This window comes from Streptomyces sp. NPDC048718 (assembly GCF_043198875.1).
GTDB lineage: Bacteria > Actinomycetota > Actinomycetes > Streptomycetales > Streptomycetaceae > Streptomyces.
Map to the genome: position 1 here is coordinate 28,777 of NZ_JBICVG010000027.1, position 21,776 is coordinate 50,552.

Consider the following 21,776-nt stretch of genomic DNA (forward strand, 5'->3'; position numbering starts at 1 on the left):
GCGGATCACCCCTTCCGGGGCGGCCGGGCCACCCGGATCCTCAGGCCCGGCGGCCGGGCGAGGGCGAGTTCGCCGACGCCGGCGGCGAGGGCGTTCTCCAGGTCGGCGCGGACCTCGTCGAGTCCGCGGAAGTGCGAGACGGCCCGCACGGACACCTTGCGACGGCCGGCCGTGACCCGGACCGACTGGACGCCCGACACCTCCATGGCGCGATCGCGCAGCACCAGGGCGACGGCCTCGCGGTCGAGACCGGCGCGGACGTCGGGGTACGTACGGAGCATGGGCAGGACGGCCCGCAGGCCGGGGGTGAGGGCCAGGAGCAGCAGCCACAGTCCGATTAGGACGGCGAGGGCCGCCGCGGCGAGCACCCAGGTGTCGTCGAGGGGCCGGGTCGCGAGCTGATCGGCCAGCGAGCGGCGCCAGGACATGGCGGTGCGGCCGGCCCGGACCGCGGCGATGTCGTACAGCAGCAGCCCGGCGCCGCCGAGCAGCACGGCGGCGAGCACGGCGGCGGGAACACGCCGTACGGACCAGAACCGGCGCGCGCGCACGCGGGCCGGCGGTTCGCCACCGCCTTCCTCCAGTACGGGTACGGGGTCGGTCATCGCGGACGCTCCCGCCCGCCGGCGGCGGTCCGTACCGAGTGCAGCCGTTCGACGTGGACGGCGACCTCGTGGACGCGCATGCCGGCCAGTGCCTCGACCCGGGTACGCACCCGGCCCCGGACGGCGCCGCACTGGCGGCCGACGTCGCCGGGATAGCCGAGTTCGAGGCTGACCGAGACCCGGGCGGTGTCCCCGTGGACGACGACCGAGGCATGCGGCGGTTGCCCCCACTCGGGGACGTCGATCGCCTCACGGGCCGCCTGCGCGGCGATCTTCGCGACGACCCGGTCGGCGATCGTGGTCGCTCCCCGGCCGGCCGGGGGCACCCGTGCCGCCCCCACCCGCCGCTGAGCCAGGTCCGCCACCCCGGATCACCTCCTGCGGCCGCGTTCGCGGCCGCGGAAGAACTCGCCGGGTTCGAGATCGCCGTCCAGGAACCGGCCGACCACGAATCCGATCGCGCCGAGCGCCGCGACCAGGACAAACGCACCGAAGCCGCCGAAGTATCCGGCGAAGCCGAGCGCCAAGCCGGCCACCAGGCCGGCCATCGCCATGCTCATGCTGAGCCCTTTCCGCCGGGCGGTCAGCGGCTACTGGAGCCGCGACTCCGGCTCCTCGTCCTCTTCGTCGGGCAGTTTCACGTCACTGACGGCGATGTTGACCTCGACGACCTCCAGGCCGGTCATGCGCTCGACGGCGGCGATGACGTTCTCCCGGACGGCTCCGGCGACATCGGCGATGGAGACGCCGTAGTCGACGACGATCTCCAGGTCGAGCGCGGTCTGCACCTCGCCGACCTCGGCCTTGACGCCCCGGGAGGCCCCGGACTTCGCACTGCCCCCGCCGGGGACCCGGTCGCGGACGGCGCCGAGGGTCCGGGAGAACCCGCTGCCCATGGCATGGACCCCGACGACATCGCGTGCGGCGAGCCCGGCGATCTTCTCGACGACCCCGTCGGCGATGGTGGTCCGCCCTCGGGAGGCCGGATCACCGCCACCGCGCTTGGTCATCGTCGTATGCGGAGAGGAATCCGTACGGTCGGTCATCACGCACCCCTTCCATCGACTTTCGTCACCGTATTCGCCAGATTAAGACGAGTTGCCCGATCTCGCGCCGTGGATACGGCAGGCTGGGGTGATGACGACGGCGGAGACGTGGCACGCGACGGACCGGCTGCTGCCGCTCGGCGACGCGGCGGACGGCGCGTGGATCGCGGAGCGGACGGTACGGGCACTCCTGGCCCAGGCGGCCCGGCGGGTACGGGGAGTGGTGGCGGGGCGGCCCGGGTTCCGCCTCGCGGGCGAGGGCGCCCGTTCACCCGTTCCGGTGCCGCCGGGCGGGCTGCCACCCGGGGAACTGCGGATCTCGATGGATGTCGCGGCGGTCGCGGGCCGGCCGCTGCCCCAGCTGACGGGCCGCCTGCGCGCGGCGCTCCTCGACGCGGCGGAGGGCACCCTCGGCCTGAAGGTGGCGGGAGTGGACCTGCGGGTGACGGAGCTGCTCGACACGCCCCCGGACCGCCCGGCACCCCCTCCCCCGCCGGGCCGCACCTCGCCCCCGGCCCCGGACGACCCGGCCGCCCTGACCACCCTCACGGTCCCGGGCGTGGCCGCCCTCACCGACGCCTTCGGCGCCCCGCTCCAGCGCACCCCGGGTCACGTCCGCGTCGAGGTGGCGGTGACAACGGGCTACCGCGCCTTGACGGTGGCCCGCGCGATCAGCCGGGCACTGACCACCGAAGAGCAGCCGAAAGTCACAGTCCTGATCTCAGAACTCCACTGATAAAAATCCCCCCACCAGCGGAAAGCCGCCCCCCCACCAACCCCCTCACCCACCTCCCCCCACCCACCGGCGGACGGCACCCCACCCCCCATCCCAGCGGGAGGGGTGCGGGGCGGTGCGCGCGAGACGGCGACGGGAGCGGGGGCCGGGGAGGGGGTCGTGTTCGAAACGTAAAGCGTGATTTGTGGCGCGGAAAAAGAACGCTTCACGCACAAGTCAGGGCCCCGCGCCGTAAATCATGCAGTGCGGAACACGAGCCCCCGGACCGGCCCACGCGCACCACCCACGAACCCCCAGCGCACCACCCCGCAGCCCCGAACGCGCCCCCACGCCCCGCCACCACCACGCGCCACGCTCACCCGCACAGCACAGCGCAGCGCTACTCGCCCAGCCCCGCCAGATCCCGCAGCCGCCGCCCCTGCGCCGCCCGCTCCGCCACCCGCTGCTCCTCGTACGACCGCTCCGCCGCCCCCCGCAGCAACGCCTTCGTCTCGACGACGGCGTCCCGCGGCGCCGCCAGCAGCGCCGCGCTCAGGTCCTTGACCGCCGCGTCGAGTTCGGCGGCGGGCACGGCGATGTTGGCGAGGCCTACGCGTTCGGCTTCCTCGGCGTGGACGAAGCGTCCGGTCGCGCAGATCTCCAGCGCGCGGGCGTAGCCGACGAGGGAGACGAGGGGGTGCGTGCCGGTGAGGTCGGGGACGAGGCCGAGGCTGGTCTCGCGCATGGCGAACTGCACGTCGTCGGCGACGACCCGCAGGTCGCAGGCGAGCGCGAGCTGGAAGCCCGCGCCGATGGCGTGGCCCTGGACGGCCGCGATGGACACGATGTCGTTGCGGCGCCACCAGGTGAACGCTTCCTGGTACTCGGCGATGAGCGCGTCGAGGTCGCTGTCGGACCCGCGGGCCATGTCGAGGAACGACGGTTCGCCGTCGAAGCCTTCCGGCGTGAACGCCTGCCGGTCGAGGCCGGCGGAGAAGGACTGGCCTTCGCCGCGCAGCACGACGACGCGTACGGTGCCCGGCAGGGACCGGCCGGCTTCGGTCAACGCCCGCCACAGCGCGGGAGTCTGGGCGTTGCGCTTCGCCGGATTGGTCAGGGTCACCGTGGCGACGGCGTCCTCGACGGTGAGTCGTACACCGTCCTTTTCGAAAACGTGCTCAGTGTTCTCGAACGTGGTCATGGGGCGTCTCCGGTTCCGGTGCAGCACTGTGTCCGATGCTAAGTGACTGCACAGTAACCACCCGGTCGGTCGCAGGACAGACCGGGTGGCCACCGGGAGACCCGGTGGCCCGATCGAGACGTCCCGGCGTCAGGCCGAGGCTGCTTTCTTGCCTCGTGTGGCTCCGCCGCGTCCTCGCAGCGTGACCCCGGATTCGCTGAGCATCCGGTGGACGAATCCGTAGGAACGGCCGGTTTCCTCGGCCAGTGCCCGGATGCTCGCACCGGAGTCGTACTTCTTCTTCAGGTCTGCCGCGAGCTTGTCGCGCGCGGCGCCGGTCACCCGGCTGCCCTTCTTCAGAGTCTCGGCCACCCGTGCCTCCTCATGGGAAGTGCGCTCTGGTCTTCTCATGATCACCCCTCCCGTGCCTCCTGGCCACCCATTCGACAAGGTCGGTGCCATTCGCTCGCACGCTGTGACACGGCCCGTCACGACGGGAACGGGCCCAAGCCGTCGCCCCGGGCGACCGCTTTCGCCGGCGCCGTTCGAAAAGCAGCAGGTCAGCGGCGTGCCGGGGGCAGAGGAACGGCGCGGGCCCCGCGGTGGGAATTCCGCGGGGCCCGCGCCGGAGGTGCGCGAGGAGTACGAGACGTACTCACTCAGATGAAGGATCACCGATGAGCCGAATGATCCAGCCCGGCACGGCACGGCCGGGTGTTTGACGGGTCAGGCGAGGGACACCAGGTCCGCGTAGTCCGCGCCCCACAGGTCCTCGACGCCGTCCGGGAGCAGGATGATCCGCTCGGGGTCGAGCGCCTCGACGGCGCCCTCGTCGTGGGTGACGAGGACGACGGCGCCCTTGTAGGTGCGCAGCGCGCCGAGGATCTCCTCGCGGCTGGCCGGGTCGAGGTTGTTGGTCGGCTCGTCCAGGAGGAGCACGTTCGCCGAGGAGACGACGAGGGTGGCGAGCGCGAGACGGGTCTTCTCGCCGCCGGAGAGCACCCCGGCGGGCTTGTCGACGTCGTCGCCGGAGAACAGGAACGAGCCCAGCACCTTGCGGACCTCGACCAGGTCGAGGTCGGGCGCTGCGGAGCGCATGTTCTCGAGGACGCTGCGCTCGGGGTCGAGGGTCTCGTGCTCCTGGGCGTAGTAGCCGAGCTTGAGGCCGTGGCCCGGGGTGACGGCGCCGGTGTCGGGCTGCTCGACGCCGCCGAGCAGCCGGAGCAGGGTGGTCTTGCCGGCGCCGTTGAGGCCGAGGATGACGACGCGGGAGCCCTTGTCGATGGCGAGGTCCACGTCGGTGAAGATCTCGAGGGAGCCGTACGACTTGGACAGGCCCTCCGCCGTGAGCGGGGTCTTGCCGCAGGGCGAGGGCTCCGGGAAGCGCAGCTTGGCGACCTTGTCGGAGACCCGCGCCGCCTCCAGGCCGGACAGCAGCCGCTCGGCACGCTTGGCCATGTTCTGCGCGGCGACGGTCTTGGTGGCCTTGGCGCGCATCTTGTCGGCCTGCGAGTTGAGGGCCGCGGCCTTCTTCTCGGCGTTCTGGCGCTCGCGCTTGCGGCGCTTCTCGTCGGCCTCGCGCTGCTGCTGGTAGAGCTTCCAGCCCATGTTGTAGACGTCGATGGTGGAGCGGTTGGCGTCCAGGTAGAAGACCTTGTTGACGACGGTCTCGACGAGGTCGACGTCGTGGGAGATGACGATGAAGCCGCCTCGGTAGCTCTTCAGGTAGTCCCGGAGCCAGGCGATCGAGTCGGCGTCGAGGTGGTTGGTGGGCTCGTCGAGGAGCAGCGTGTCCGCGTCCGAGAAGAGGATGCGGGCCAGCTCGATACGGCGGCGCTGACCACCGGAGAGGGTGTGCAGCGGCTGGCCGAGGACCCGGTCGGGCAGACCGAGGGCGGCGGCGATGGTGGCCGCCTCGGCCTCGGCCGCGTAGCCGCCCTTGGTGAGGAACTCGGTCTCCTGGCGCTCGTACTGCCGCAGCGCCTTCTCGCGGGTGGCGCCGGAGCCATTGGCGATGCGCTCCTCGTTCTGGCGCATCTTGCGGATGAGCGTGTCGAGACCGCGGGCGGACAGGACGCGGTCGCGGGCGAGGACGTCGAGGTCGCCGGTGCGCGGGTCCTGCGGGAGGTAGCCGACCTCGCCGGAGCGGGCGATCTGGCCGGCGGCGGGCTGTCCCTCGCCCGCGAGGCACTTGGTGAGCGTGGTCTTGCCGGCGCCGTTGCGGCCGACCAGGCCGATCCGGTCGCCCTTGGCGACGCGGAACGAGGCGGACTCGATGAGGACACGGGCGCCGGCGCGCAGCTCGATGCCGGAGGCGGTGATCACGGACGGACTCCAGGGTGATGGGGGAACGGCGGAAGGACGACGGGCGGGCTTCGACGCCGCTAATGCACCCAAAACACGGTGGGAATGTCCATAGAGCCAGTCTAGCGGGACCCTGCAACTGGTTTTCGGCCACGCGAGCCACTCGTCCCGGCCCCTTCCCGCCCCCTTCCCGCATGCTTCCCCCGAGCCCTCCCCTGTGCCTCCTCCCGTCCCGTCTCCGGCCCCCGGGACCGGCGTCGAGCGGTGCGGACGCGATGATTCACCGATACTCCGAAGAGACACAAAGGGTGGTGGGCATGCAGTTCGACGACGACGCCGATCTCGACACGTCGGAGGTCCAGGACGTCCGGGGAAGCCGTATCCCGGGCGGCGGGGTCACCATCGGCGGCGGGATCGTCGGCCTGGTCGCCCTGGTCATCGGCCTGCTCCTGGGGGTGGGCCCGGCGGAGCTCGGACTCTCGTCCGGCTCGAACGCCCCGGCCGCCGGCGCGTCGTCGGTGGCGGAGGTGAGCCAGAAGTGCAAGAAGGGCTCGGACGCGAACACCCGCCAGGACTGCCGGATCGTCGCGGTCGTCAACAGCCTGCAGGACTTCTGGCGCGGCGAGTACCCGCGCCACGGCGGGCGGTACACGGACGCGCCGACCGTCCTGTTCAGCGGCCGGGTCTCCACCGCGTGCGGCGCCGCGGACTCCTCGGTCGGCCCCTTCTACTGCCCGGGGGACCGGCAGGCCTATCTGGACCTGGGGTTCTTCGACGAGCTGCACACCACGTTCGGCGCGAACGGCGGACCGTTCGCCCAGGCGTACGTGGTGGCGCACGAATACGGGCACCACATCCAGAACCTGACGGGCACGCTGGCCCGCACCCAGGACGGCCGGACCGGGGCCGGCTCGAACGCGGTACGGGTGGAGCTCCAGGCCGACTGCTACGCGGGGGTCTGGGCGCATCACGCGACGACCACCCCGGACAGCCGGACGGGCCGCCCGCTGCTGACCCGGCTCACGGACGCCGACATCCGCGACGGTCTGGACGCCGCGGCGGCGGTGGGCGACGACCGGATCCAGGAACGGTTCCAGGGCCGGGTGGCGCCCGAGGCGTGGACGCACGGCTCGGCGGCCCAGCGGCAGCAGTGGTTCCGTACCGGCTACGAGACCGGCGACATGGCGCGCTGCGACACCTTCCGCTAGAAATCGCCCGGCGGATCGGGGTCGGCGCCACCGACGAGGAAAGGCGAGAGCACATGACCACGACGCCCGACATCTGCCCGGCCCTGCTCTACACGGACGCCAGGGCCGCCATCGAGCAGCTCACGACGGCGTTCGGCTTCACCGCGGACGCCGTGTACGAGGACGAGGACGGCCGGGTGGCGCACGCCGAGCTGTCGTACGGCAACGGGAGGGTGATGCTCGGCAGCCGGGGCACCGGCAGCCGTTACGACACGATCATGGCCGGCGGCGGACCGGCCGGGGTGTACGTCCGGGTGACCGACATCGACGCGCACCACGCGCGGGCCGCCGCCGCGGGCGCCGAGATCCTGATGCCGCCGACGGACCAGGACTACGGCTCGCGCGACTACATGGCCCAAGACGCCGAGGGCAACGTCTGGAGTTTCGGGACGTACGCCCCGGGCACGCCCGCCGGGTAACCCGGGGGGCTGTCCTTCGGATCAGGCGCCGCCCGTGTGGACCTGGAAGGCGGCCCGGCGGACCGCCTTCGCCAGGGCCGGGTCGGGGTGCGCGGCGGCGAGGGCGACCAGGACCTGGACCGTACGGGGGTGGCCGACGGCCCGGACCTCGTCGAGGAGCGCCGGGACGGTGCCCTGGACGGCGGACTCCAGGTGGCGGACGAGCAGATCGCTCTCGCCGTGGTCAGTGACGGCGGCGGCGGTGTCCACCCACAGCCAGGTGGCCTCTTCGCGGGTCAGCACCTCGGCGGCCTCGTCCGGGTCGGCGCCCTCGTGCTCGGCGAGCCAGAGCAGCGCGTACGGGCGCAGCGACGGCTCGGCGACGGTGGCGCGGACCACGGGCTCGGCGGGCGCTCCGACGACCCGCAGCGCCTCGAAGGCGAGGCCGCGCAGCAGGGCGTCCTCGCCGCGGGCGACGGTGATCAGTTCGGCGATGGCGGCGGCGAGGGTACGGGCGGCGAGCCAGGCCCGGTATTCGTCGCGGGCCGGTCCCGGGGTGAGCCGAGCGCAGCCGCGGAGCATGTCCTCGGCTGACTGCTCGATGTTGCCGGCCGGGCTCTGGGCGGCGACGCAGATCTGTTCCAGCTTGACCCAGACCGCCCAGTTGCCGAGCGGGGTGAGGGTGGCCTGCCGGCCGCCTTCGCCCTCGCCGAGGGTGAGGGCGCCGACGGCCGCGAGGCCTTCGAGGGCCCAGTCGAGCAGGGCGGGAAGCCCGTCGACGGCGGCCGGGTCCCGTTCGGTGACGGGAACCGGGGCCATCGACTCCGGCGCGACACCGGGGGCGGGGACCTCGCAGCGCCCCTCGCGCAGTTCGTCGACGCGCTGGCCCAGCAGGTCCAGGAGGGCCGGCACGGCGACCGGCCCGGCGGACAGCTGGAGCAGCGAGAGGGCCTGCGGGACGGCCTCGACGACCTCGGCGACGGCGCCGGGCGCCACCGCCTCGGGCGCCGGGTGCGCCAGCGACCAGGCGTCGAAGAGCGCGACCCAGCCGCGCAGGACGGCGGTGTCGTCGCGGTCCCAGGCATGCAGCCGCCAGCCCGGGCGGGCGGTGCCGTCGTGCAGTTCGACCAGCCCGGCGAGGCGGGCCCGGTCCCAGCAGGCCCGGACCTCGGCCGGGGTCAGGCCGAGGGCGTCGGCGGCCGCCGCCCCGTCCTGGGGCGCGGTCCGCGCCCGCTGGTCGTCGGCGGCCCAGCGGGCGAGCCGCACCGCGTCCGCGAGCAGGGTCCGTGCCTGGTGGGCCAGAACGGCGCGGGGCGGTGTGCCCTCGGGCGGCCGTGGCGCGGGGCGGGTGCGCCGGTTCGTCACGGCCCCCCGCGCGGTGGCGAGTGGCCGCGGACGGACGAGTCGGAGTCTGGAGTTGCGCGCCAATGGTTCATCGGGCTTTCGAGACGTCACGGGGGCAGTCTTCCCGCTGATCGCCCGAAAGCCCAATCGGAAGGGGAGACGCCGCCGCCCTGGCCCCGGTTTCGTGTCCGGAGGGTCCCGAAAGCCCCGTACGGACCCGTTTCGACCTCTGTTCTACGACCCTCTGTTCGAGATCGGGAACCGGCCGGCCTCCGCAGGAGGGGGCGTGGGTCCTAGACAAGGGGGGTGAGGAAGCGGCGCAGCGCCTCCTCGTAGCGGACCGGGTCGGCGTTCCACATCGCGGCGTGCGGGGCGTCGCGGACCGTGGTGAGGGTGACGAGGTCGGGGCGGAGTTCGGCGAGCCGGCGCGAGGGGCCCCAGGGGGCGATGGTGTCGTCCGGGCCGTGGAAGAGGAGCGTGGGGACGCGTGCGCCGCCGGGGTCGGCGGCGTCCCGCAGCCGGTCGCCGTGCGGGCCGGTCCGGCCCTGGGCGGCGCGGACGGCGAGCGGCAGGAGCGGGGCGGGGACCCGGTGGGCGGCGGCCAGGTTGCGCACGGTGGCCTCCCAGTCGAGGACCGGGGAGTCGAGGACGAGCCCGCGGATCCGGCCACGCACGCCGGAGTGCGCGGCGGCGTACAGGGCCATCGAGGCGCCGGTGCCGAAGCCGTGCAGGATGACCTGGGCCGCGCCGCGGCGGACGGCGTAGCGGATGGCCGCGTCGACGTCGCGCCACTCGGAGTCGCCGAGGTGGGCGAGTCCGTCGGGGGACGGCGGGGCGCCCGGGTCGCCTCGGTAGGCGGGAATGAGGACGGGGACGCGGCGGCGGTGGAAGAAGGGGACGAGATTGAGCGGGTGCTCGCGGGTGGTGCCGAGCCCGTGCAGGGCGATCACCCAGGTGCCGCGGGCGCCGGGGACGAGCCAGGCGGGCAGGGGGCCGAGTTCGCCGGGGATCTGGACGTCCTCGTAGCCGACGGCGAGGGCGGTTTCGGGGGTGCCTCGGTGGAGCTGGGGGGTGAGCCGGACCCGGGCGCCGGCGGCGGGGATGCCGGACTCGATCCGTTCGAGGCGGCGCACCACGGTGTCGGCGGCGTGCGGGACCCGGTCGAGGACGGGGCCGACGACGGCGTGCAGGCCGTCGCCGCCGTCGATGCCGTACGTGCCGGGGCGCAGCGTGGCCAGGCTGCGGGTGAGGGTGATCCGGTCGGGGTCGGCGGAATGGACGGTGAGCCGTGGTTCGCCGGGGAAGGGGCGTCCGGGCGGCGCGCCGAGGGCGACGTCGCAGGCGTACCGGCCGGCCGCCACCGCGGCCGCGCCGAGACCGAGCACTGTGGTGACGGCCGCTGCCGCCGCTGTAGCCGGGCGCACGCTCCCAGTGTCGGCGGGGCCCGCGCACCCTGCCATCGGACGCTCTCGTTCGAGTGACAAGGGTCTCGCCGACGGGGTCCTTCGTACGAGTGAAGGCCGACCGAGGGGCGTCCAGGGGGTGATACGGGGAGGGAACGGGAGGAGTGCCGCACCCCGGTTCGGCCCTTGGGAGGCCCCGGATGACCCGTGGTTACAGGGCGACCGCATCGTGGACGCCGTCCGGTCCGGAACACGGATCGCGCACAACCGGAATCTTCCGAACCCGGTTCGGGACACCACCGCGCCCGGCCCAGTTCACCTTCCGTTCACTCAGGTTGCCTAGGTTCGACGCGCCACTGACGTCAAACGATTGCCTGGGTAAATGGAACACATCACGCTGCTGCTCGCCATTGTGGTCGTGACAGCTCTCGTGTTCGATTTCACGAACGGTTTCCACGACACCGCCAACGCGATGGCGACGACCATCTCGACCGGTGCTCTCAAGCCCAAGACGGCGGTGGCCATGTCCGCCGTGCTGAACCTCGTCGGCGCCTTCCTCTCCGTGGAGGTCGCCAAGACGATCTCCGGCGGCATCATCAACGAAGAGGGCATCCGCACCGAAGTGATCTTCGCGGCGCTCGTCGGCGCCATCCTGTGGAATCTGCTGACCTGGCTGCTCGGCCTTCCGTCGAGCTCCTCGCACGCGCTGTTCGGCGGCCTCATCGGCGCCGCGGTGATGTCCGCCGGCTGGTCCGCGGTCAACGGCTCGACCATCGTCACCAAGGTCCTGCTCCCCGCGGTCGCCGCCCCGATCGTCGCCGGCCTCGCCGCGATGGTGGCCACCAAGCTGACGTACCGCATCAACGCCGCCCCCGAGGCCAAGGCCACGGCCAAGGGCTTCCGGGCCGGCCAGATCGCCTCCGCCGGTCTCGTCTCGCTCGCCCACGGCACCAACGACGCCCAGAAGACGATGGGCATCATCACCCTCGCCCTGGTCGCCAACGGCGTCCTCGTCCCCGGCTCCAACCCGCCGGTCTGGGTCATCGCCTCCGCCGGTGTCGCGATCGCGCTCGGCACCTACCTCGGCGGCTGGCGCATCATCCGCACCATGGGCAAGGGCCTCACCGACCTCCAGCCGCAGCAGGGCTTCGCCGCCCAGACCAGCGCCGCGACGGTCATCCTGGCCTCCTCGCACCTCGGCTTCTCCCTCTCCACCACCCAGTCCTGCTCGGGTGCCGTGATGGGCGCGGGCCTCGGCCGCAAGGGCGGTGTCGTCCGCTGGTCGACCGCCACCCGGATGTTCGCCGCCTGGGGTCTGACCCTGCCCGCCGCGGGCCTGGTCGGCGCCGGCGCCGAGTTCCTCACCAAGCAGGGCGACTGGGGCATCGTCACCGTCGCCGTCCTGCTGATCGCGGGCTCCGGAGTGATCTGGTCGCTGTCCCGCCGCAAGCCGGTCGACCAGCACAACGTGACCGCCGACGACCTCGACGCCCCGGCCGCTGCCGACGTCGAGCCGGCGGGTGTCGTCACCACCGCCATCGCGGCCGTCACCCCGCCCCCGCCGGCCGGCTCCGTCGCCGCCGTCAAGGACGAGGCCCTGAAGACCACCATCCCCTCCCCCGGCCCGACGGACCCGGCCGCCCCGCCGGCCGCTCCCGCCGCCGCGGTCTAAGGAACTGGAAGCACGCACATGAAGATCGACTGGGCAGCTCTCGGCTCCGTCTTCGGAGTCAGCCTCGTGACCACCGTCGCCCTCGTGGGCCTGTTCACCCTCGGTGTCGCCGCGCTCGCCAAGCAGGAGCGGGCCACCGCCGCGGGCGGCTCGGCCACTCTGGCCCGTACCGGCGCGTACGCCTGCTTCGCGCTCTGCGCGGCCGCCGTGGCCTACGGCATCTACCTGATCGTCGCCTGACCGGACACCGACGAGCACCACGAACACGCGCGCACACCACGCCGTCTGGGCGGCCCCACCTCCGGGTGGGGCCGCCCAGACGGCGTATGCGGGTTCGTGGCACTGCGCACAGTGACCAGGCGCAGGTCAAGCGCGGGTTGACGGGCCTTCCGGCCGCGTGGTGGACTGCCGGGGCCATTACGGCGGCATGGGGAGGAAGTCCGGTGTGATTCCGGCACGGTCCCGCCACTGTGACCGGTCCTCGCGGCCGGGAGTCAGGAACTCTCGCCGCCGATCACGTCGATCCAGGGCGCGGACCCTGAGTGAGGACACTGTGCCATGCCCGGCAACGGCTCCAGGACACCCCGAACCCGCCGCTTCTCCTCTCCCGCGGCCTCCCGCACCCGCTCTCCCCGTCTCTTCGCGTACGGAGCGGCCGCCGGCCTCGCCGCCGATCTGCTCGTGGGCGATCCCCGGCGCGGTCATCCGGTCGCCGCGTTCGGCCGGGCGGCGGGCGCCGTCGAGCACCGGATGCACCGGGACCACCGCGGCCGGGGCGCCCTCTACACCGCGCTGTGCGCCGGCTCCGCCGTGGCGCTCGGCGCCGTCGCGACCCGCGCGGTACGGGGCAGCGCCACCGCCACCGCCGCGCTGACCGCCGCCTCCGTGTGGGCCGTCGTCGGCGGGACGACGCTGGGCCGCGAGGCGCGCGCCATCGGCGGGGCGCTCGAAGCCGGGGATCTGGGGGTCGCCCGGGAGCGCATGCCGCATCTGGTCGGGCGCGACCCACAGGCGCTGGACGGGCCCGCGATGGCCCGCGCGGTCGTCGAGTCGGTCGCCGAGAACACCTCGGACGCCGTCGTCGGCGCCCTCTTCTGGGGCGCGGTCGCCGGTGTGCCGGGGCTGCTCGGGTTCCGGGCGGTCAACACGCTGGACGCGATGGTGGGCCACAAGTCCCCGCGCCACCGCCGGTTCGGCTGGGCCTCGGCCCGGCTCGACGATGTGGCGGGCTGGCCGGGTGCCCGGCTGACGGCCGTCCTCGCCACCGTCGCGGGCGACGATCCGCGCGGGGCGCTGCGGGCCTGGCGGGCGGACGCCGCCCGGCATCCGAGCCCCAACGCCGGCCCGGTGGAGGCCGCGTTCGCGGGGGCGCTCGGCGTCCGGCTCGGCGGCACCCTGTCGTACGGCGGGCGGGTCGAGCACCGGCCGGTGCTGAACGCGGCGGGACGGCCCGTCGAGGTCGCGGACATCGACCGGGCGGTACGGCTGTCGCGCCGGGTGACCTGGCTGACCCTGGCCGGCTGTGCCGGCGGCCGGCTCCTCGCGGGCGCGCTGCGCCGGCGCGGGGGTGCGGCGTGAGGGGCGGCGGTACGACGAAGGGCACGGCGGGCCGGAGCGGAGCGCGGGGCGGCGGGCTGCTCGTCGCGGGCACCACGTCCGACGCGGGCAAGAGCGTCGTCACGGCGGGGATCTGCCGGTGGCTGGTCCGCCAGGGCCTGAAGGTCGCGCCGTTCAAGGGCCAGAACATGTCCCTGAACTCCTTCGTGACCCGGGACGGCGCCGAGATCGGCCGCGCCCAGGCGATGCAGGCGCGGGCCGCGCGGGTCGAGCCGACCGCGCTGATGAACCCGGTGCTGCTCAAGCCCGGCAGCGACCGGTCCAGCCAGGTCGTCCTGATGGGCAAGCCGGTCGGCGAGATGAGCGCCCGCGGGTTCTTCGGGCGGGCCGGGCGGGCCGGGCAGACCAGTGGGTCCGAAGTGTCCGAGGGGCACCGGCGGGAGCTGTTCGAGCCGGTGTTCGCCGCGTTGGAGGAGCTGCGGCGGACCCACGACGCGGTGATCTGCGAGGGCGCGGGCAGTCCGGCGGAGATCAATCTGCGCCGCAGCGACATCGTCAACATGGGGATCGCGCGGGCCGCGCGGCTGCCCGTGGTGGTGGTCGGCGACATCGACCGGGGCGGGGTGTTCGCCCAGTTCTTCGGGACGACGGCGCTGCTCGCGCCAGAGGACCAGCGGCTGGTCGCCGGATATCTGGTGAACAAGTTCCGCGGCGACGTGTCGCTGCTCGAACCGGGCCTCGCCATGCTGGACGGGCTGACCGGGCGCCCCACGCTCGGCGTGCTGCCGTACGCCCACGGCCTCGGCATCGACGAGGAGGACGGGCTGCGGATCTCGCTGCGCGGCGCGGTCCGCGAGTCGGTCGTGGCGCCGCCGGTCGGCGAGGACGTGCTGCGGGTCGCGGTCTGTGCCGTTCCGCTGATGTCGAACTTCACGGACGTCGACGCGCTCGCCGCGGAGCCGGGCGTGGTGGTGCGGTTCGTGGACCGGGCGGAGGAGCTGGCCGACGCGGACCTGGTGGTGGTGCCGGGCACTCGCGGCACGGTGAAGGCGCTGGCCTGGCTGCGGGAGCGCGGCCTCGCGGCGGGGCTCGCGCGGCGGGCCGCCGAGGGACGGCCGGTGCTCGGGATCTGCGGCGGTTTCCAGCTGCTCGGGGAGCGCGTCGAGGACGAGGTGGAGTCGCGGGCCGGGGTCGTGGACGGGCTCGGTCTGCTGCCCGTACGCGTCCGGTTCGCGCGCGAGAAGACGCTGGCGCGGCCGGTCGGCGAGGCGCTCGGCGAGCGGGTGGAGGGGTACGAGATCCATCACGGCGTGGCGGACGTACGGGGCGGCGAGCCGTTCCTGGACGGCTGCCGGGTGGGCGCGGTGTGGGGGACGCACTGGCACGGTTCGCTGGAGAGCGATGGCTTTCGCCGGGCGTTCCTGCGCGAGGTCGCGGCGAGTGCCGGGCGGCGTTTCGTCCCGGCGCCGGACACCTCGTTCGACACGCTGCGCGAGGAACAGCTGGACCGGCTCGGCGATCTGATCGAGGAGCACGCCGACACGGACGCGCTGCTCCGGCTGATCGAGAAGGGCGTACCGGAGGGGCTGCCGTTCGTGCCGCCGGGTGCGCCGTGAGCGCCCCGTACGCCGCACGCGCCCTGCGCGCCTCGCACGCCCCGCGCGTCGCGAGCGCTTCTCGCGCCGTGCGCGCCGTGTCCGCCCCGCGCGCCGCCGTCCTTGCCTCCGTACGACTCGAAGGAGCGACCGTCCGATGAGTACCCGTTACCCGTTCACCGCCGTCGTCGGCATGGACGATCTGCGCCTCGCGCTGCTCCTGAACGCCGTCAGCCCCGCGGTGGGCGGGGTCCTCGTCCGCGGCGAGAAGGGGACGGCGAAGTCCACCGTCGTCCGCGGTCTCGCGGCGCTGCTGCCGCCCATGGACGTCGTCGCGGGCTGCCGGTTCAGCTGCGACCCGGCCGCCCCCGACCCGGGCTGCCCGGATGGGCCGCACGAGCCCGGGTCGACGGCCGCCGACGAGCGGCCGGCCCGGATGGTGGAGCTGCCGGTCGGCGCCTCCGAGGACCGGCTGGTCGGCGCGCTCGACATGGAGAAGGCCCTCGCCGAGGGCGTGCGGGCCTTCGAGCCGGGGCTGCTCGCCGACGCGCACCGGGGCATCCTCTACGTCGACGAGGTCAATCTGCTCCACGACCATCTGATCGACCTGCTGCTCGACGCCGCCGCCATGGGGGCGTCGCATGTCGAGCGCGAGGGGATCTCCGTACGGCACGCGGCCCGGTTCCTGCTCGTCGGCACGATGAACCCCGAGGAGGGCGAGCTGCGGCCGCAGCTCCTCGACCGGTTCGGGCTGACCGTGGAGGTGGCCGCGTCCCGGGACCCCGGGCAGCGGGTGGAGGTGGTGCGCCGGCGGCTCGCGTTCGACGACGATCCGGCCGCGTTCGCCGCGCGCTGGGCGGATGAGGAGACGGCGCTGCGCGGGCGGATCACGGCCGCGCGGGCGCTGCTGCCGAAGGTGGTGCTCGGGGACGCGGTACTGCTCCAGATCGCCGCGACCTGCGCCGCGTTCGAGGTGGACGGCATGCGCGCCGACATCGTGATGGCCCGGACGGCGACCGCGCTCGCCGCGTGGGACGGGCGGCGGGAGGTCACCTCCGACGACGTACGGCAGGCGGCGCTGCTCGCGCTGCCGCACCGGCGGCGGCGCAACCCGTTCGACGCGCCGGGGCTCGATGAGGCCAAGCTGGACGAGACGCTGGAGCGGTTCAAGGGCGAGGAGCCGGAGCGGGAGCCAAAGCAGCCGGACGACGATCCGGAGCCGGACGGTCCGGGCGACGGCGGCCCCGGTGGAGACGGCGGCCCCGACGGCGGTGGGGGCGGGAACGGCGGCGGGATTCCGCCCCAGGGCGACGCGCCCGCGCGGGAGTCGGCCCAGGACCCCGGGGCGGCCGAAGCCCCGCAGACGCAGGAGACCGGGGAACCCGGCTCCGCCGAGCAGCCCGGCACCGCGCCCGCGCCCCGGGGCGCGGGTTCCGGTGAGCGGGCCGTCGTCGGCGCCGGCGAGCCGTTCCGTACGAGGATGCTCAGCGTGCCCGGACTCGGCCAGGGCGCGACGGGCCGCCGTTCCCGGGCCCGTACCGCGCACGGCCGCACCACCGGCGCGACCCGCCCCCGGGGCGCGCTGACCTCCCTGCATCTGACCGCGACGGTACGGGCCGCCGCCCCGCACCAGAAGGCGCGCGGCCGTACCGGCCGGGGTCTGGTGGTGCGCCGGGACGATCTGCGGCAGGCGGTCCGCGAGGGCCGCGAGGGCAATCTGGTCCTGTTCGTCGTGGACGCGTCCGGTTCGATGGCGGCCCGGCAGCGGATGGGCGCCGTGAAGGGCGCCGTCCTGTCGCTGCTGCTCGACGCCTATCAGCGGCGCGACAAGGTCGGTCTGGTGACCTTCCGGGGCCGGGGCGCCGAGGTCGCGCTGCCGCCGACCTCGTCGGTGGAGGCCGCCGCCGCCCGGCTCGACCGGCTCCCCACGGGGGGCCGTACCCCGCTGGCGGCGGGCCTGCTGACGGCCCGTGAGGTGCTGCGGGTGGAGCGGCTGCGCGACCCCTCGCGCCGGCCGCTGCTCGTGGTGGTGACCGACGGCCGGGCGACCGGTGGCCGGGAGCCGCTGGCGCTCGCCGCCCGCGCCGCGCGGCTGCACGCCTCGGACGGCACCGCCGCCGTGGTCGTCGACTGCGAGACGGGCCCGGTGCGGCTCGGGCTGGCCGGGGAACTCGCCCTCGGCCTGGGCGGCGGGGCCGTCACCCTGGACGAGCTGCGCGCCGACGCGATCGCCGGGCTCGTCCGCGATGTACAGGAACAGCACACCGCAGTCAGGAGGGCCGCGTAATGCCTCAAGGACAGCCGTCCGTCGTCCCCGACGACGGGCTGACCACCCGCCAGCGCCGCAACCGCGCGCTGGTGATGGTGCACACGGGCGTCGGCAAGGGGAAGTCGACCGCCGCCTTCGGGATGGCGCTGCGCGCCTGGAACCAGGGGTGGCCGATCGGGGTGTTCCAGTTCGTCAAGTCCGCCAAGTGGCGGGTCGGCGAGGAGAACGCGCTGCGGACGCTCGGCGAGAGCGGCAAGGGCGGCACGGTCGTCTGGAACAAGATGGGCGAGGGCTGGTCCTGGATCCAGCGCGCCCCGGCCGACGGCGAGCCGTCGCACGAGGAGAAGGCGCGCGAGGGCTGGGAGCAGGTCAAGCGGGATCTCGCCGAGGAGCGCTACCGGTTCTACGTCCTCGACGAGTTCGCGTATCCGCTCCACTGGGGCTGGATCGACACGGCCGAGGTGATCGAGGTGCTGCGCGAGCGTCCCGGGCAGCAGCATGTCGTCATCACGGGCCGGAACGCACCGGCGGAACTGATGGACTTCGCGGACCTGGTGACCGACATGTCGAAGGTGAAGCACCCGATGGACGCGGGTCAGAAAGGGCAGCGGGGCATCGAGTGGTAGCACGTCTCGTCATCGCCGCGCCGTCCTCCGGCGCGGGCAAGACCACCGTCGCGACCGGTCTGATGGCCGCGTTCGCGGGCCGGGGGCTCGCGGTCTCGCCGCACAAGGTCGGCCCGGACTACATCGACCCGGGCTATCACGCGCTCGCGACCGGCCGTCCGGGCCGGAACCTCGACGCGTACCTGTGCGGGCCGGAGCGGATCGCGCCGCTCTTCGCGCACGGGGCGCGCGGCTGCGAACTGGCGGTCGTCGAGGGCGTGATGGGCCTGTACGACGGGGCCGCCGGGCAGGGCGAGCTGGCCTCGACGGCGCATGTCGCGAAGCTGCTGCGGGCGCCGGTGGTGCTGGTCGTGGACGCGTCCTCGCAGTCCCGGTCGGTGGCTGCGCTCGTGCACGGCTTCGCGTCCTGGGATCCGCGGGTCCGCATCGGCGGGGTGATCCTCAACAAGGTCGGCTCGGACCGGCACGAGGAGCTGCTGCGGGAGGCCCTGGAGGAGTCGGGCGTGCCGGTGCTCGGGGTGCTGCGCCGGGCTTTGGCGGTGGCGACACCGTCGCGGCACCTCGGTCTGGTGCCGGTGGCCGAGCGGCAGGCGGCGGCGGTGGCCGCCGTGGCGGCGCAGGCGGAGCAGGTACGGCAGGGGTGCGATCTGGACGCGCTGCTCGCGCTCGCCCGGTCGGCGCCGCCGCTGGACACCGAGGCGTGGTCGCCGCCGGTGACCGAACCGGCCGGATCGGCTGAACCGACCGGCCCGGCCGGCCCGGTCCGGCCCGTGGTCGCCGTCGCGGGCGGGCCCGCGTTCACCTTCTCGTACGCCGAGCACACCGAACTGCTCACGGCCGCCGGGGCCGAGGTCGTCACCTTCGATCCGCTGCGCGACGAGGCGCTGCCCGAGGGGACCCGCGGGCTGGTGATCGGCGGCGGGTTCCCGGAGGTGTACGGGGCGGAACTGTCCGCCAACGCGCCGCTGCGCGCGGCGGTCGCGGAACTGGCGGCGTCGGGCGCGCCGGTGGCGGCCGAGTGCGCCGGGCTGCTGTATCTGGCGCGGTCGCTGGACGGCCGGCCGATGTGCGGGGTGCTGGACGCCGAGGCGCGGATGACCGAGCGGCTGACGCTGGGCTACCGGGACGCGGTCGCGATCGGCGACAGCGTGCTGGCGCCGGCCGGGTCCCGGACGCGGGGGCACGAGTTCCACCGCACCGTGATCGAGCCGGGCGCGGGGGCGGCGCCCGCGTGGGGCCTCACGCTGCCGGTGCGGCGGGTCGAGGGCTTCGTCCAGCGCGGGGTGCACGCCAGTTACGTCCACACGCACTGGGCCGGGGCGCCCGGCACGGCGGCGCGGTTCGTGGAGCACTGCCGGTGAGCACGGCGGACCGGGTGGATCCCGGCGATCCTGACGGCCCTGGCGGCCTTGGCGGCCCCAGCCGTCCCGGCCCCGGGGGCTCAGCCGGACAGGCCGACCACGAGCCAGATGAAGGCCGCTCCCAGGACCGTGCACAGCAAGGTGGTGCGGGCGGGGTGGGTGTGATGGGCCTCGGGCAGGATCTCGGCGGCGGCGAGGTAGAGCAGGGCGCCGCCGAAGAAGCCGAGATAGCTGCCGAGCAGTTCGGCCGGAAGGGTGAACAGGAGGGTGGAGGCGGCGCCCACGACCGGGGCGAGCGCGTCGGCGGTGAGCATGGCGAGGGCCCGGCGGCGGGCGTTCCCGTACAGGCTGGTGATCGTGTACGTGTTGAAGCCGTCGGCGAAGTCGTGGGTGATGACGGCGAGCGCGACAGTGGCGCCCATGCCGCCGCCGACCTGGAACGCAGCGCCGATCGCGATGCCGTCCATCAGGCTGTGGCCGACCATGGCCGCGGCGGCCGTGAGGCCGACCTGCGGGGCCCGCTTCCCCTGGTCGCCGCCGTGGCCCGCGCGGCGGACGGCGAGCAGGCGTTCGACGGCGTGGGCGAAGAGGAAGCCTCCGACGAACAGCAGCAGGGCCTGGGGCACGCCGAGGACCGGGCGGCCCGCGGCGGCCATGGCCTCGGGGAGCAGGTCGAGTCCGACGACGCCGAGCATCAGTCCGCCGGCCAGGCCGAGGACGAGGTGACGGCGGTCGGTGACGCGCTGGGCGGTCCAGCCGCCGACCAGCGTCATCAGGAACGCGCCGAGCGCCACGACCACAGCCATGGGCCCTTGCTAACCGATGGCGCCTCCCCCGCGCACCTCGGGCCGGGCCGCCGTGTGGTGGTGGGGGTGGGGTCCCGGTCGGGGGCGCCGGAGGCGGAGGTGCTGGGTCTGGTGCGGGCGGCGCTCGCGGAGGCGGGGCTGCCCGCGGTCGCGGTGACGGCGTTCGCGACGCTGGACCTACGGGCCGGGGAGCCGGGGATCCTCGCGGCGGCGGCGTGGTTCGGGGTGCCGGTGCGGGCGTACCCGAGCGAGGAGCTGGCGCGGGTGGCCGTACCGCATCCGTCGGCGGTGGCGCGGGCGGCCACCGGTTCGGGTTCGGTGGCGGAGGCGGCGGCGCTGCGCGGGGCGGGGCCGGGGGCGGAACTGGTGGTGGAGAAGCGCAAGACGGGTCGTGTTACGTGCGCCGTTGCCGCTTTTCTCCCGATAGTTCCGGGCGAAGTGACCGTGGAGGAACGGTTGTCGGGGCCTACTGGCGGGTACATCGGTGGCGATGCCCGGACACCCCCCACATGTCCCACTCCCCTCCCCTCCCCCCACGCGACGGCGGCCATGACCATCGACATTCCTGCAGAGACGCATGACCTCAGACACCACGGCGACGCCGAGGTGCGCGACGAGAAGCTGATCGACCTCGCGGTCAACGTACGGACGCACACCCCGCCTCTGTGGCTGCGGGACCGGATCGCGGCCTCGCTGACGGAACTCGCGGCCTATCCGGACGGACGGGCGGCACGGGCCGCGGTCGCCTCGCGGCACGATCTGCCGACCCGGCGGGTGCTGCTGACCTCGGGCGCGGCGGAGGCGTTCGTCCTGCTCGCGCGGGCGCTGCCGGTACGGCGGGCGGTGGTGGTGCATCCGCAGTTCACCGAACCGGAGGCGGCGCTCGTCGCCGCCGGGCACACGGTCGACCGGGTGCTGCTGCGCGAGGAGGACGGCTTCCGGCTGGATCCGGCGGCGGTGCCCGAGGACGCGGATCTGGTGATCATCGGCAATCCGACCAATCCGACGTCGGTACTGCACCCGGCGGCGGCGATCGCGGCGCTGGCCCGGCCGGGGCGGACGCTGGTGGTCGACGAGGCGTTCATGGACGCGGTGCCGGGCGAGCGGGAGTCGCTGGCCTCCCGGACGGACGTGCCGGGCCTTGTGGTGCTGCGCAGCCTGACCAAGACCTGGGGGCTCGCGGGCCTGCGGGTCGGGTACGTGCTGGCCGAGCCGGGGATCATCGCCGCGCTTGAGCGGGCCCAGCCGCTGTGGCCGGTATCGACGCCGGCGCTGGCGGCGGCGGAGGCGTGCATGTCGCGGGCGGCGCTCGCGGAGGCGGAGGACGCGGCCCACCGGATCGGGGTGGACCGGGCCCATCTGCTGGCGGGTCTGGTGGAGTTCGACGAGGTACGGGCGGTGGCGGCGGCCGAGGCGCCGTTCGTGCTGGTGCGGATCGAGGGCGCCGACCAGATACGGGAGCGGCTGCGGGCCCGCGGGTTCGCGGCGCGGCGTGGCGACACCTTCCCGGGGCTCGACCGGAACTGGCTGCGGCTCGCGGTCCGGGACAGGGTCACGACGAATCGTTTCCTCCAGGCTCTGGACCAGTCGCTGTTGCTGCTGGGCTGAGCGGTGGCGGGCCGAGCGGTGGCGGGGGCGCGGCCCCCGG

General features: G+C 74.3%; 21 protein-coding genes and 1 riboswitch. Of the genes, 11 read left to right on the top strand and 10 right to left on the bottom strand.

The genetic code is table 11. The annotated features are described in order from the left end of the window. Positions 1–5 precede the first annotated feature (5 nt). The 4 genes from ACGFRB_RS32440 to ACGFRB_RS32455 are packed head-to-tail and all read right to left on the bottom strand — an operon-like array spanning position 6 to position 1,651. Positions 6–605 carry a DUF6286 domain-containing protein gene (locus ACGFRB_RS32440; RefSeq protein WP_363008504.1) on the bottom strand — a complete coding sequence of 200 codons (600 nt, stop codon included), beginning with the start codon at positions 603–605 and terminating at the stop codon, positions 6–8. Continuing rightward, a complete protein-coding gene (locus ACGFRB_RS32445) occupies positions 602–970 on the bottom strand; it encodes a hypothetical protein (RefSeq protein WP_393248158.1) in 369 nt (122 codons plus the stop codon). The genes ACGFRB_RS32440 and ACGFRB_RS32445 overlap by 4 nt, the downstream gene beginning before the upstream one ends. A 6-nt stretch (positions 971–976) precedes the next feature. Beyond that, the gene (locus ACGFRB_RS32450; RefSeq protein WP_363008500.1) at positions 977–1,165 is read right to left on the bottom strand and encodes a hypothetical protein; all 189 of its coding nucleotides are present in this window, start codon (positions 1,163–1,165) and stop codon (positions 977–979) included. A gap of 30 nt (positions 1,166–1,195) precedes the next feature. After that, positions 1,196–1,651, bottom strand: a complete 456-nt coding sequence (locus ACGFRB_RS32455) for an Asp23/Gls24 family envelope stress response protein (RefSeq protein ID WP_393248160.1) — start codon at positions 1,649–1,651, stop codon at positions 1,196–1,198. 91 nt (positions 1,652–1,742) lie between these two features. On the opposite strand from ACGFRB_RS32455, the gene ACGFRB_RS32460 reads away from it, so the two are divergent. Next, entirely contained in the window at positions 1,743–2,387 is a 645-nt protein-coding gene (locus ACGFRB_RS32460; RefSeq protein WP_393248162.1) for a hypothetical protein, read from the top strand. A gap of 379 nt (positions 2,388–2,766) precedes the next feature. On the opposite strand, the gene ACGFRB_RS32465 is transcribed toward ACGFRB_RS32460, so the two are convergent. The 3 genes from ACGFRB_RS32465 to ACGFRB_RS32475 all read right to left on the bottom strand — a co-directional run bounded on the left by ACGFRB_RS32465 (position 2,767) and on the right by ACGFRB_RS32475 (position 5,871). After that, complete coding sequence (locus tag ACGFRB_RS32465) at positions 2,767–3,567, bottom strand: enoyl-CoA hydratase/isomerase family protein (RefSeq protein ID WP_393248164.1); 801 nt, start codon at positions 3,565–3,567, stop codon at positions 2,767–2,769. A gap of 129 nt (positions 3,568–3,696) precedes the next feature. Further along, positions 3,697–3,918 (bottom strand): helix-turn-helix domain-containing protein, encoded by a 222-nt coding sequence (locus ACGFRB_RS32470; protein ID WP_006123601.1) that lies wholly within the window; start codon positions 3,916–3,918, stop codon positions 3,697–3,699. Between the two features lie 354 nt (positions 3,919–4,272). Next, positions 4,273–5,871: an ABC-F family ATP-binding cassette domain-containing protein gene (locus tag ACGFRB_RS32475; RefSeq protein WP_393248165.1), complete on the bottom strand. Its 1,599-nt coding sequence runs from the start codon at positions 5,869–5,871 to the stop codon at positions 4,273–4,275. A gap of 296 nt (positions 5,872–6,167) precedes the next feature. On the opposite strand from ACGFRB_RS32475, the gene ACGFRB_RS32480 reads away from it, so the two are divergent. Continuing rightward, the gene (locus ACGFRB_RS32480) at positions 6,168–7,058 is read left to right on the top strand and encodes a neutral zinc metallopeptidase (RefSeq protein WP_363008490.1); all 891 of its coding nucleotides are present in this window, start codon (positions 6,168–6,170) and stop codon (positions 7,056–7,058) included. A gap of 53 nt (positions 7,059–7,111) precedes the next feature. Then, positions 7,112–7,516 (top strand): VOC family protein, encoded by a 405-nt coding sequence (locus tag ACGFRB_RS32485; RefSeq protein ID WP_393248167.1) that lies wholly within the window; start codon positions 7,112–7,114, stop codon positions 7,514–7,516. A gap of 21 nt (positions 7,517–7,537) precedes the next feature. Here ACGFRB_RS32485 and ACGFRB_RS32490 read toward each other — a convergent pair whose 3' ends face one another. Further along, the gene (locus tag ACGFRB_RS32490; protein WP_393248169.1) at positions 7,538–8,950 is read right to left on the bottom strand and encodes a hypothetical protein; all 1,413 of its coding nucleotides are present in this window, start codon (positions 8,948–8,950) and stop codon (positions 7,538–7,540) included. Positions 8,951–9,132: 182 nt separating this feature from the next. Next, positions 9,133–10,263, bottom strand: a complete 1,131-nt coding sequence (locus tag ACGFRB_RS32495; RefSeq protein ID WP_393248171.1) for an alpha/beta hydrolase — start codon at positions 10,261–10,263, stop codon at positions 9,133–9,135. 361 nt (positions 10,264–10,624) lie between these two features. Between ACGFRB_RS32495 and ACGFRB_RS32500 the strand changes: the two genes are divergently transcribed. The 7 genes from ACGFRB_RS32500 to ACGFRB_RS32530 all read left to right on the top strand — a co-directional run bounded on the left by ACGFRB_RS32500 (position 10,625) and on the right by ACGFRB_RS32530 (position 19,322). Continuing rightward, positions 10,625–11,914, top strand: a complete 1,290-nt coding sequence (locus ACGFRB_RS32500) for an anion permease (RefSeq protein ID WP_393248173.1) — start codon at positions 10,625–10,627, stop codon at positions 11,912–11,914. A gap of 18 nt (positions 11,915–11,932) precedes the next feature. Continuing rightward, positions 11,933–12,154 (top strand): hypothetical protein, encoded by a 222-nt coding sequence (locus ACGFRB_RS32505; RefSeq protein WP_393248175.1) that lies wholly within the window; start codon positions 11,933–11,935, stop codon positions 12,152–12,154. Positions 12,155–12,306: 152 nt separating this feature from the next. Then, a riboswitch (cobalamin riboswitch) is annotated at positions 12,307–12,441 on the top strand. 31 nt (positions 12,442–12,472) lie between these two features. Beyond that, positions 12,473–13,492 (top strand): cobalamin biosynthesis protein, encoded by a 1,020-nt coding sequence (locus ACGFRB_RS32510; RefSeq protein ID WP_393248177.1) that lies wholly within the window; start codon positions 12,473–12,475, stop codon positions 13,490–13,492. Then, entirely contained in the window at positions 13,489–15,087 is a 1,599-nt protein-coding gene (locus tag ACGFRB_RS32515) for a cobyric acid synthase (RefSeq protein WP_393248179.1), read from the top strand. The genes ACGFRB_RS32510 and ACGFRB_RS32515 overlap by 4 nt, the downstream gene beginning before the upstream one ends. A 136-nt stretch (positions 15,088–15,223) precedes the next feature. Continuing rightward, positions 15,224–17,353 carry a putative cobaltochelatase gene (locus ACGFRB_RS32520; RefSeq protein WP_393248181.1) on the top strand — a complete coding sequence of 710 codons (2,130 nt, stop codon included), beginning with the start codon at positions 15,224–15,226 and terminating at the stop codon, positions 17,351–17,353. After that, positions 17,353–17,961 (top strand): cob(I)yrinic acid a,c-diamide adenosyltransferase, encoded by a 609-nt coding sequence (gene cobO, locus ACGFRB_RS32525; RefSeq protein ID WP_393248183.1) that lies wholly within the window; start codon positions 17,353–17,355, stop codon positions 17,959–17,961. The genes ACGFRB_RS32520 and cobO overlap by 1 nt, the downstream gene beginning before the upstream one ends. Then, entirely contained in the window at positions 17,955–19,322 is a 1,368-nt protein-coding gene (locus ACGFRB_RS32530; protein WP_393248185.1) for a cobyrinate a,c-diamide synthase, read from the top strand. The genes cobO and ACGFRB_RS32530 overlap by 7 nt, the downstream gene beginning before the upstream one ends. Positions 19,323–19,402: 80 nt before the next feature. Here ACGFRB_RS32530 and ACGFRB_RS32535 read toward each other — a convergent pair whose 3' ends face one another. Continuing rightward, positions 19,403–20,128: a ZIP family metal transporter gene (locus ACGFRB_RS32535; protein WP_363008469.1), complete on the bottom strand. Its 726-nt coding sequence runs from the start codon at positions 20,126–20,128 to the stop codon at positions 19,403–19,405. A gap of 57 nt (positions 20,129–20,185) precedes the next feature. On the opposite strand from ACGFRB_RS32535, the gene cobC reads away from it, so the two are divergent. Then, complete coding sequence (gene cobC, locus ACGFRB_RS32540; protein WP_393248193.1) at positions 20,186–21,736, top strand: Rv2231c family pyridoxal phosphate-dependent protein CobC; 1,551 nt, start codon at positions 20,186–20,188, stop codon at positions 21,734–21,736. Positions 21,737–21,776 lie beyond the last annotated feature (40 nt).

Bases quoted from the DNA above. Each gene is read 5' to 3' on its own strand.
- ACGFRB_RS32440 (WP_363008504.1), bottom strand. From the start codon at position 605: ATGACCGACCCCGTACCCGTACTGGAGGAAGGCGGTGGCGAACCGCCG.
- ACGFRB_RS32535 (WP_363008469.1), bottom strand. From the start codon at position 20,128: ATGGCTGTGGTCGTGGCGCTCGGCGCGTTCCTGATGACGCTGGTCGGC.
- ACGFRB_RS32505 (WP_393248175.1), top strand. From the start codon at position 11,933: ATGAAGATCGACTGGGCAGCTCTCGGCTCCGTCTTCGGAGTCAGCCTC.
- ACGFRB_RS32485 (WP_393248167.1), top strand. From the start codon at position 7,112: ATGACCACGACGCCCGACATCTGCCCGGCCCTGCTCTACACGGACGCC.
- ACGFRB_RS32480 (WP_363008490.1), top strand. From the start codon at position 6,168: ATGCAGTTCGACGACGACGCCGATCTCGACACGTCGGAGGTCCAGGAC.
- ACGFRB_RS32450 (WP_363008500.1), bottom strand. From the start codon at position 1,165: ATGAGCATGGCGATGGCCGGCCTGGTGGCCGGCTTGGCGCTCGGCTTC.
- ACGFRB_RS32460 (WP_393248162.1), top strand. From the start codon at position 1,743: ATGACGACGGCGGAGACGTGGCACGCGACGGACCGGCTGCTGCCGCTC.
- cobO (WP_393248183.1), top strand. From the start codon at position 17,353: ATGCCTCAAGGACAGCCGTCCGTCGTCCCCGACGACGGGCTGACCACC.
- ACGFRB_RS32455 (WP_393248160.1), bottom strand. From the start codon at position 1,651: ATGACCGACCGTACGGATTCCTCTCCGCATACGACGATGACCAAGCGC.
- ACGFRB_RS32510 (WP_393248177.1), top strand. From the start codon at position 12,473: ATGCCCGGCAACGGCTCCAGGACACCCCGAACCCGCCGCTTCTCCTCT.
- ACGFRB_RS32465 (WP_393248164.1), bottom strand. From the start codon at position 3,567: ATGACCACGTTCGAGAACACTGAGCACGTTTTCGAAAAGGACGGTGTA.
- ACGFRB_RS32500 (WP_393248173.1), top strand. From the start codon at position 10,625: ATGGAACACATCACGCTGCTGCTCGCCATTGTGGTCGTGACAGCTCTC.
- ACGFRB_RS32520 (WP_393248181.1), top strand. From the start codon at position 15,224: ATGAGTACCCGTTACCCGTTCACCGCCGTCGTCGGCATGGACGATCTG.